The organism is Methylocystis echinoides, from assembly GCF_040687965.1.
Taxonomy (GTDB): Bacteria; Pseudomonadota; Alphaproteobacteria; order Rhizobiales; family Beijerinckiaceae; genus Methylocystis; species Methylocystis echinoides_A.
Window position 1 is genome coordinate 3,526,032 of sequence record NZ_CP156084.1, and the last position, 8,971, is coordinate 3,535,002.

Below are 8,971 nucleotides of genomic sequence, written 5' to 3' on the forward strand. Positions count from 1 at the left end.
TAAGGCTTTAATTGCCGCGCCTTGCAATGGCGCGTTTGAGGGCCTCGACGGAAGCGGCCGGCGCGAAGGCCGACACGTCGCCGCCAAGCGCCGCAATCTGGCGCACGAGGGTGCCGCTGATATGGCGCAGCCCCGGCGAAGCAGGCAGGAAAACCGTGCGAATAGCGGGCGCCAGCGTCCCGTTCATCCCCGCCATCTGCATTTCATAGTCGAAGTCGGAGCCGTCGCGCAATCCGCGCAGGATCGCGCCGGCGCCGGCGGCGCGCGCCGCCTCGACAACGAGGCCGTCGAAGCTCACAGCCTCTACGGCGCCCGCGAAGCCCTCGGCCGCGCTCACGTCGGCGATCGTCTCGGCCCGCTCCTCGAAGGTCAGCCAGGGAGATTTGCCGGGATGCACGCCGATCGCCACGACGACCTTGTCGAAGAGCGCGACGCCCTGGCGCAGCACGTCGAGATGGCCGTTGGTCAGCGGATCGAAGGTGCCGGAATAAAGCGCGATCCGCGTCATGGCGCGATCTCGTGCACGATGCGCCCGGCGACCATGGTGGTCTTCACGACGCCCTGCAACAAGGCGCCGTCGAAGGGCGTATTGCGGCAACGCGAATGCAACAGGTCGGGGTCGACGACGAAAGGCTCGTCGGGGTCGAAGCGGATCAGATCGGCGGGCGCGCCCTTTTGCAGGCGCCCCTGCTCCAGCCCGAGGATTTCTGCGGGACGCGACGACATCGCTGCGAGCAGCCTCGGCAGGCTCACGTCGCCCGAATGGACGAGACGCATGCCCGCGGCGAGCATGGTCTCGACGCCGATCGCGCCGAATTCGGCCTCTGCGAACGGCAGGCGCTTGGTTTCCACGTCCTGCGGATCATGGTCCGAGACGATCACGTCGATGAGGCCCTCCGCCAGCGCGGCGACCAGCGCCTTGCGCTCCTCCTCGTGACGCAGGGGCGGACGCAGCTTCAGGAAGGTGCGGTAATCGCCGATGTCGCTTTCATTGAGGGTCAGATGGTTGATCGTCACGCCGGCAGTCACGGGCAGTCCCGCCGCCTTGGCCGCGCTGAGCGACTCGAGCGAGAGCGTCGAGGTGAGGATCGCGGCGTGGTAGCGGGCGCCGGTGAGGGCCACGAGGCGCAGGTCGCGGTCGAGCACGACCGCCTCGGCCTCGCGCGGAATGCCCGAGAGGCCGAGGCGCAGCGCGAATTCGCCCTCGTTCATCACGCCGCCGGCAAGGTCTGGGTCCTGGGTGAAATGCACGACCAGCGCGCCGAAGTCGCGCGCGTAGCTCATCGCCCGGCGCATGACGAGCGCGTTGCGGATCGAGTGCGCGCCGTCGAAAAAAGCGACGGCGCCCGCCTGCTGGAGAAGGCCGATCTCGGCAATCTCCTTGCCCTCGCGTCCCTTGGTCAGCGCCGCCATGGGCAGCACGCGCACCTTTCCGGTGTCGCGCGCGCGTCGCAGGACAAAGTCGACGACCGCCGGATCGTCGACCGCGGGAAAGGCGGCGCTCGTGGAGACCAGCGTGGTGACGCCGCCGACGGCGGCTGAGAGCGTCGCGCTGGCGATGGTCTCGCGGTGCTCCGCGCCGGGCTCGCCAACGAAGGCCTGCATGTCGATGAGGCCGGGCGCGAGCACGTCGCCTCGGCAGTCGACGACCCGCGCGCCCTCGGGCGCGGCGTCGGGGCGAAGGCCCGGCCCCAGATCGGCGATGCGCCCGTTCGAAACCAGAAGCCCGCCCTGCGACTCGACGCCGGTGGCGGGGTCGATCAGACGGGCGTTGACGAAAAGAGTCGGCGCGAGGGGGTCAGTGGCCATGGCGCCTGATTAGGCCATTTTGCCGGGGTTGGAAACGTCCGGGCCGGCCCTCCGCGCTTAACGCTCCTCATTTCATGAACAGCGCCGCAATGTCCTCGATCCGCGCCGGCTTGATCAGATGGCCGTCGAAACCCGCCTCCTTCACGCGGCGGCGCGTCTCTTCCTCGCCCCAGCCGGTGAGAGCGACAATCTCGATCTCCGCGCCGCCCGGCTGCGCCCGCAGCGCGCGCGCGGTCTGATAGCCGTCCATGATCGGCATGCCCAAATCCAGGAGCACCAGACCGGGCCTGAGCGCCGCGGCCCGCGCCAGGCCCTCGGCGCCGCTGTAGGCGACGTCAACCTCGAAGCCCAGGCTCTTGAGCGCCACCGCAAGCGTGTCGACCGCATCCCGGTTATCGTCGATGAGGAGCGCGCGCCGACCCTTTCCGCCCATGCGCGGCGCCGCTTCGCCCTTTGACTCGCGCTCGGGCGCTCCCAGGGACAACGGCAAGCGAACCAGGAAGCGTGCGCCGCGCCCCTCGCCATCGCTCTGCGCCTCGACGGAGCCGCCATGCAGTTCGACAAGCTTCCGCACCAGGGAGAGACCAATGCCGAGCCCCGCGCGTCCATGTTTCGGAGACCCTTCGCCCTGCGTGAACAGATCGAAGATCTGCGGCAGCATTTGCGAAGAGATGCCCACGCCTGAATCGCTGATGGCGACGCAAACTTGCCCCCCATCGCGTTCGGCGGCGACGCCAACCGTCCCGCCCGCATCGGTATATTTGATGGCGTTGTCGAGCAGGTTGACGAACATCTGCGACACTCGGACGGGATCGCATTCCGCCGGCAGCGCTTCGTCGAGGCCCGAGACCTGAACAGTCAGATTCTTGGCCTCCGTAAGCGCGCGCACATCTCCAATCGCCTGCTTCAAAATGTCGGCGAGATCGACCAGCTCTTTCTTGAGCTCGAGCTTGCCGCGGCTGATGCGGGAAACGTCGATCAGGTCGTCGACGAGCCGCACCAGATGAACGACCTGCCGCTCCATGATCTCCTGCATGCGCGCGACCCTCGGGTCGCCGGGCTCGGCTCGGCGAAGGAACTGAAGGCCCGAGCGCAAGGGCGAAAGCGGGTTTCTCAACTCGTGCGCCAGCGTGGCGATGAACTCGTCCTTGTTGCGGTCGCTTTTCCTCAGCCGTTCCTCCGCCTCCCGCCGCTTCTGCTCGTTGCGTCTGCGGTCGGTGATGTCGGTGTGGCTGAGGACAAGCGCGGCGGGCGGCCCCGACAGACGCGCGACGTGCATCTCGAACCATTGCTCGCGGTCGGGCGCGTGACAGGGATATTCCAGCACGAACCCTTCCGATCTGCCGCTCATGACGGCGTAAATGCCTTCGATTGCGCCCCGGGCGTATAGGTCTCCATCCGAAGCGGCCGCCCGCGCCGTTGCGAGATAATCGACGCCCGGGGCGACGTGGGCATAAGCGCCGCCCTGCATTCGCGCGAAGCGCTCCCAGGGCTTGTTGACGGCGACGATCTTTCCGTCGGAGCCGATGACGGCCACGTGATGCGGCAGGGAATCGAGGATGGCGCGCAGAAACTCCTCGCTTTTCTGCAGCGTCTCTTCCGTCGCTTGCTCCTTCGTCACGTCGAAGGCGGCGAGCGTTGCATGAGAGGGGCGCCGCTCGCCGCCCTCTCCGTCGAAAACCACCTGCTTACGCACCCGCACCCAGCGCATCTCGCCTGAAGGGCGGATGATCCGGTGGTCCATCTCGAACCAGCCGGGGCCAGAAGGGTCGAGCGCATGGCTGATCGCATCCATGATCGCGCCGGCGTCGTCGGGATGAAACAGTCTGTGAAGGACATCGCGCGGGACCGCTACGGGGACCTCGCCGAGGCCGAAAAGCCTCGCGGCCTCCGCCGAAAGACTTACGGCGTCCTTTTTGTAGTCGACCCTGGCGAGCGTGAGCCCGGCGACGGCGCAACCGACCTGCAGCCATGCCTCGCTCTCCTCCGATTGCCGCTCAGCGCGGCGGGCGTCGGTGACGTCGCGGCAGATGCAGAGAAGACGAATGGCGCCAGTCTGGCGCGCCCGGATCGGCGCGACGCAGACATTCCACAGTATCTCTTCGCCAGTCGCTAGACGGCTCTCCTCGAAGCGCACCGTCGCCCCGCCTCTGGCGGCGCTCAGCGCTTTGGAGACGTTCTCGCGCGCGGCGGGCGGCCACCGGTCGAGCCAGACGAGTCCAGCGACTTCGGTCGAACTCATCGCCTGCATCAGACGCAGGCAGGCCTCGTTGACGCTCAGCACGCGTCCGTCTTCATCCAATAACAGGATGCAGTCCGGACTGGCGTCGAACAGGACTCGCCGGAACTCCTCGTCCGAAAACATGTGCGCCTCCAGTTGAAGGGGCAGCGCGGGCGACAGAAAGTCGCGCGACACGCCGGGAGGCTCCTCTGGCCCCCGTATCGGCTGGAGGAGATTTAATCAGCAACGTCATAACCTTGACCGCGCGTTACCGTCAAGATGAGGCCGCTGCGACTCAATTTCACGGCCGGTCTGCGGTCAGGCCCGACAGGCTCAAAGCGGCCAATGTTTCAACCAGCCGCTCCACGGCGTCAGGTTCGAGTCGGATCGAAAACGGCGGGAGCGACAGCGCATCCGCCTCCCGCACGAAGAAGATCGGCTGTCGCGCCAGCCAGACCGTGCGGACGGCCACCTCCTCATCCGAGGCGTCTTCGGGCAGGAAACGCCGCACGACGCGCTCGGTGGCGCAGCCGCAAGACGGGCGAAAAGCCTACCTTGTCCTACGCCCGACTTCGTCCGCCCGGGCGAAGCGGACCAGCACCTCCGTCCCTTCATCGGGCGGCGAGGCGAGGCGGGCGCGGAAGGCGATCTTTTCCGCGGCCTCGAGCCGGGACTTCGGCGTCGGGGCGGTCCAGGCGTAGCGCTCGAGGCCATTGGCTCCGCGAACCGACAGGGCGAGCGGCGGCGCCCGGTTGGGCTCGCGCCTCAAGTTGACGATCTCCCCCTCCGTCACGAGCACTCTGCGTGCGCCCTCCATCACGATTTTCGCGCGGATGTCGCGCAGCTCCAGGCCCGCGAGATTCACGGGCGCGCCCAGAAGCCGATAGGCGGTCGCCATGGGCGGTAGGATGCGGACGATTCGCTCGCGCATGGCGATGAGCGCCGAGACGCCGAGGACGATCGCGACAATCGTCGCAATGACGGGCCAGCGGTCGCGTTCGACGGGCGGGAGTTCGCGGACCGGCGGCCGCGGCGCGCGGCGCCACATTTCGTCAAAGCTCGGCTCGCGGTTCGCCGCGCTTTCGGCTTCCGCGCTGATTTCGCGCCACAACCGTCGTCCGTCCCGATCGCCTGCAACACTCATTTCGCGCTCCAGATTTTTGCGGCGCAGTGAACAAAAGCCTCGTTTCATTAACGCCGGTTATGGTTAAGGGCGCGTGAACTGACTATTCTTCCGCGGCGCGATTCCTCGGCCCTCGCGCGTCCATCCGCGCGGCCATGGGGGAGCGAGCGTGTTGAGCTTCGAAAATGTCGGATTGCGATATGGCGTGGGGCCGGAAACGCTCCGCGACATCAGCTTCGACATCGCGCCGCAATCGTTTCAGTTCCTTACCGGCCCGTCGGGCGCCGGCAAGACGACGCTGATGCGCCTGATCATCATGGCGCTCAAGCCGACGCGGGGGCTCATCAGCATCTTCGACCGCGACACGGCCACGCTCGACCAGGACGAAGTCACCGAAATGCGCCGCCAGATCGGCGTCGTTTTTCAGGACTTCCGCCTGCTCGACCATTTGACGCTTTACGAGAATGTCGCGCTGCCGCTGCGCGTTCTTGGCCGGGAGGAATCGAGTTATCGCGCGGAGGTTCTCGAATTGCTCAAGTGGGTGGGCCTCGGCGAGCGCAAGCATTGCGTGCCGAGCATCCTTTCGGGCGGTGAGAAACAGCGCGCCTCCATCGCGCGCGCCCTCATCTCCCAGCCCAGGCTTCTGCTCGCCGACGAACCCACGGGGAACGTCGATCCAACGCTCGCCCGACGCATCCTGCGGCTCTTTGTCGAGCTTCACAAATCGGGGACCGCCGTCATCATCGCCACCCATGATCTGAGCCTGATGGACCAGTACGAGGAGGCGCGCCGCCTCGTCCTCGCCGAAGGCCGTCTGCATATTTTCGAGTGAAGCTCATGGACTGGGAAGTCGCCAGCCGCTGGGTCTCGCGCGTCAAATCGCGCCGCGCGAGCGCGGACGTCGGCGAGGACGATCCGGCCCAGCCCTCCCCGCTCGTGCCGACCGATTCCATCGCCGGGCGCTCGCTCGTCATGGTGATCGCGATCATGACTTTCCTCGCCGCGCTCGCCGCCGCGGCCGCCATTCTGGTCGCCGACGCAAGCAGCGAATGGCGCAGCGAAGCGGCGAGCGAGGCGACCGTGCAGGTTCGGCCCGCGCCGGGCCGCGACATGGAGTCGGATCTACGCGTCGTGGCCGACATCCTGCGCGATACGCCGGGCGTCCGCGAAGCGCAGATTTACTCCAAGACGGAGTCGGAAAGCCTTTTGGCGCCCTGGCTCGGCCAGGGTCTCGATCTTTCCCAGCTCCCCATGCCGCGCATGATCGTCGCGAAGCTCGACCCCAGGAGCCGCCCCGATCTCTCTGAACTTCGCGAGGCGCTCGCCGGCGCCGCGCCCAACGCCACTTTCGACGACCATCGCATCTTCACGGCCCGCCTCGGCGACATGGCGCGGGCCGTCGTCGCCGTCGCGGCGATGATCTTCGTGCTGATCGTCGGCGCCTTGGGCATCGCCGTCGCCTCGGCGACGCGCGCGGCCGTGTCCACCAACCGCGAGATTGTCGAGGTGCTGCACGTCGTCGGGGCCGCAGACGGGTTCATCGCGCAAGAGTTTCAGCGCCGCTTTCTCGCGCTCGGCCTGCGCGGGGCGCTGATCGGCGGCGGCGCGGCGATCGCCTTCCTTCTCGCCGCGCAGGCGGCTCTGCGCCAGTGGCGCACGACCGCCGGCGGCGAGCAGATGCAGGCGATCTTCGGCGACCTCGCGATCGGGGCCGCAGGCTTCGTCGTCATTCTGCTTCTCGCCGGCGGCGTGGCATTTCTGACCGGCTGGCTGTCGCGCCGCATCGTCTTCCGCCACCTGCGGGGCCTCGGATGATCCCTCTCGCCCCGGGCGGCGGCTTATGACCATATATCTCTCCAGGAATCGCGCCTCCGCGCGCGATCGGCTCAAGGGCGAGAGGAACGGCAAGGTGAGGGCGATGGCGCGCTGGTGGCGTGCGACGCGGGCCAGCCTGGCGCGCGTGATTCTCCTGACGGCGGCAAGCCTGATCGGGGCCGGCGCGCTTGCTTTCGGTCTCGGCTACGTCTGGTTCGCGCTGTCGCTGGCGCGAGTCGAGCCGAAGCTTTCCGTCAAGACCGAGGGCGTCGTGGCGCTGACCGGGGGCTCCGACCGCGTGCTGGAGGCGGCCGAACTTCTGGCCCGCGGACAGGCGCGCCGGCTGCTTATCACCGGCGTCAACCGCGCGACGCGCAGCTCGGTGCTCGCAAAACGCCTCCCGGTCTCGCGCGACCTCTTCAACTGCTGCGTCGATCTCGGCTACGAGGCGCTCGACACCTTTGGCAATGCGCGGGAAACCAGGCAATGGGCGCAGGTGCACAATATCTCCCGCTCCCTCATCGTGGTGACCTCGAATTACCACATGCCGCGGGCGCTCGTTGAACTGTCGGCCGCGCTTCCCGAGGTCAAGCTCTATCCCTTCCCGGTCGTGAGCGAGCACGTGAATGTCGCGGGCTGGGCGAGCGACCCGGCCGTCATGCGGCTCATCGGCAGCGAATACGTTAAATTCCTGGGCGCCCTGACGCGCGTGGCGCTGCGCCCGGAAAGCGCGGGCGAACTCGACCTGGGCCCCTTGCGCAGCAGCGAGGCGTCGGCCGAATGAACGCCTTGTAGAGCCGGGCCACGCTGACGTAAAAGGCGCGCGTCTGTCGCGAACGGTGCCTCAATGCTCTTCCTGCGCTCGCTTGTTTTCCAGATTTTGTTCTGGGCCAACACCATCCTGCTGATGGTGATCTGGCTGCCGGGCCTGCTCATGCCCCGCCGCGTCTCCATGGAGCTCGGCCGGACATGGGGCCGTACCTCGCTGTGGCTCGCGGACAAGATCTGCGGTCTCGAAATCGAGTGGCGCGGCCTGGAGAACATCCCCCCGAAGGGCGGCGCCATGATCGTCGCCAGCAAGCATCAATCGATCTGGGACACCTTCGTCCTGCCGATCCGTTTTCCGGACTTCAGCTACATTCTGAAGCGCGAGCTGGTGATGATTCCCTTCTTCGGCTGGTACCTGTTGTCGGCCGAGCAGATCGGCATCAATCGCGCCAAGGGCGGCAAGCTGCTGCCGCAGCTCATCGAAAAGGCGAAGCATATTTTCGCGCAAGGCCGCCAGCTGTTCATCTTTCCGGAAGGCACGCGCCGCCCGGCGGGGGCGGCGCCGGCCTATAAATTCGGCATCGCCCATCTCTACGCGGCGTCGGACGTTCCGGCGCTGCCGGTGGCGCTGAACGCCGGCCTCTTCTGGCCGCGCCGCTCCTTCCTGATCCGCCCCGGCACGGCGGTCATCGAATTTCTGCCGATGATTCCGCCGGGCCTGCCGGCGCGCGAATTCTTCGAGAAGCTGCAAAGAGAAATCGAGACGGCCTCAGACCGCCTGATCGCGGAGGCGGTGGCGAGGGACCCGAGCCTCGCGGCGGTCGTCGAGGAAGGCCGCGCCAAGGCGCTGGCCAGGGACAGCCGCAAAGCGGCGCGGGAGCGGGTCGAGAAGGCTTAGCGCGCCTCGGGCGCAAGCCCCAGCGTCTGCTCGACGCGACGCAGCCGGCCTTCCATTTCGCTGATCAAGACGCCATGGCCGACGACTGTCGTGTGGTACTCGACGACGGCGCGGCGCAAACCCACGATCTGGTCGCTCAAATCCTTCCGGGTCCTGTCGATCTTGGCGTCGAGCGTCGCGATGTCCGACGCCACGTCAGCGCGGAGAGACTGGATTTCGTCCTTCGTCGCCATTGTCTCGCGGATGGTCACCATCTCTGAGCGCATGCCGGCCATTTCGGCGCGGATCTCGCGCAGGATATGGACGACGAGGTTGTCGGGTTGTTCGCTCACGTCAG

The 8,971-nt window shown here is 67.1% G+C and carries 10 protein-coding genes; 4 read left to right on the forward strand and 6 right to left on the reverse strand.

Annotated features, from left to right (window positions below; all coding sequences use genetic code 11):
* Positions 1 to 7: 7 nt before the first annotated feature.
* From coaD to RVU70_RS17370, 5 genes are all read right to left on the reverse strand, one after another.
* Complete coding sequence (gene coaD / locus RVU70_RS17350) at positions 8 to 508, reverse strand: pantetheine-phosphate adenylyltransferase (protein WP_363348553.1); 501 nt, start codon at positions 506 to 508, stop codon at positions 8 to 10.
* On the reverse strand, positions 505 to 1,809 hold the full coding sequence (gene pyrC / locus RVU70_RS17355; RefSeq protein ID WP_363348555.1) for a dihydroorotase: 1,305 nt from the start codon (positions 1,807 to 1,809) through the stop codon (positions 505 to 507). The genes coaD and pyrC overlap by 4 nt, the downstream gene beginning before the upstream one ends.
* A 67-nt stretch (positions 1,810 to 1,876) precedes the next feature.
* On the reverse strand, positions 1,877 to 4,225 hold the full coding sequence (locus RVU70_RS17360) for a PAS domain S-box protein (protein WP_363348557.1): 2,349 nt from the start codon (positions 4,223 to 4,225) through the stop codon (positions 1,877 to 1,879).
* Between the two features lie 106 nt (positions 4,226 to 4,331).
* Positions 4,332 to 4,541 carry a hypothetical protein gene (locus RVU70_RS17365; protein ID WP_363348559.1) on the reverse strand — a complete coding sequence of 70 codons (210 nt, stop codon included), beginning with the start codon at positions 4,539 to 4,541 and terminating at the stop codon, positions 4,332 to 4,334.
* 39 nt (positions 4,542 to 4,580) lie between these two features.
* Positions 4,581 to 5,174: a hypothetical protein gene (locus RVU70_RS17370; RefSeq protein ID WP_363348561.1), complete on the reverse strand. Its 594-nt coding sequence runs from the start codon at positions 5,172 to 5,174 to the stop codon at positions 4,581 to 4,583.
* Between the two features lie 148 nt (positions 5,175 to 5,322).
* Here RVU70_RS17370 and ftsE point away from each other — a divergent pair, with 148 nt between their 5' ends.
* The 4 genes from ftsE (at position 5,323) to RVU70_RS17390 (ending at position 8,634) form a co-directional block, all read left to right on the forward strand.
* Positions 5,323 to 5,985 (forward strand): cell division ATP-binding protein FtsE, encoded by a 663-nt coding sequence (ftsE, locus tag RVU70_RS17375; RefSeq protein WP_363348563.1) that lies wholly within the window; start codon positions 5,323 to 5,325, stop codon positions 5,983 to 5,985.
* Between the two features lie 5 nt (positions 5,986 to 5,990).
* Positions 5,991 to 6,968, forward strand: coding sequence for an ABC transporter permease (locus RVU70_RS17380; protein WP_363348565.1), 978 nt, complete (start codon positions 5,991 to 5,993; stop codon positions 6,966 to 6,968).
* A gap of 25 nt (positions 6,969 to 6,993) precedes the next feature.
* Entirely contained in the window at positions 6,994 to 7,752 is a 759-nt protein-coding gene (locus RVU70_RS17385; RefSeq protein ID WP_363348567.1) for a YdcF family protein, read from the forward strand.
* 63 nt (positions 7,753 to 7,815) lie between these two features.
* Positions 7,816 to 8,634: a lysophospholipid acyltransferase family protein gene (locus RVU70_RS17390; RefSeq protein WP_363348569.1), complete on the forward strand. Its 819-nt coding sequence runs from the start codon at positions 7,816 to 7,818 to the stop codon at positions 8,632 to 8,634.
* Here the strand turns inward: RVU70_RS17390 and RVU70_RS17395 are convergent.
* Positions 8,631 to 8,966, reverse strand: a complete 336-nt coding sequence (locus tag RVU70_RS17395) for a hypothetical protein (protein ID WP_363348571.1) — start codon at positions 8,964 to 8,966, stop codon at positions 8,631 to 8,633. The genes RVU70_RS17390 and RVU70_RS17395 overlap by 4 nt on opposite strands.
* Positions 8,967 to 8,971 lie beyond the last annotated feature (5 nt).

What these genes read in the sequence shown, in the direction of transcription:
- coaD (WP_363348553.1), bottom strand. Translation starts at nt 508, where the DNA reads ATGACGCGGATCGCGCTTTATTCCGGCACCTTCGATCCGCTGACCAAC.
- pyrC (WP_363348555.1), bottom strand. Translation starts at nt 1,809, where the DNA reads ATGGCCACTGACCCCCTCGCGCCGACTCTTTTCGTCAACGCCCGTCTG.
- RVU70_RS17370 (WP_363348561.1), bottom strand. Translation starts at nt 5,174, where the DNA reads ATGAGTGTTGCAGGCGATCGGGACGGACGACGGTTGTGGCGCGAAATC.
- RVU70_RS17380 (WP_363348565.1), top strand. Translation starts at nt 5,991, where the DNA reads ATGGACTGGGAAGTCGCCAGCCGCTGGGTCTCGCGCGTCAAATCGCGC.
- RVU70_RS17385 (WP_363348567.1), top strand. Translation starts at nt 6,994, where the DNA reads ATGACCATATATCTCTCCAGGAATCGCGCCTCCGCGCGCGATCGGCTC.
- RVU70_RS17390 (WP_363348569.1), top strand. Translation starts at nt 7,816, where the DNA reads ATGCTCTTCCTGCGCTCGCTTGTTTTCCAGATTTTGTTCTGGGCCAAC.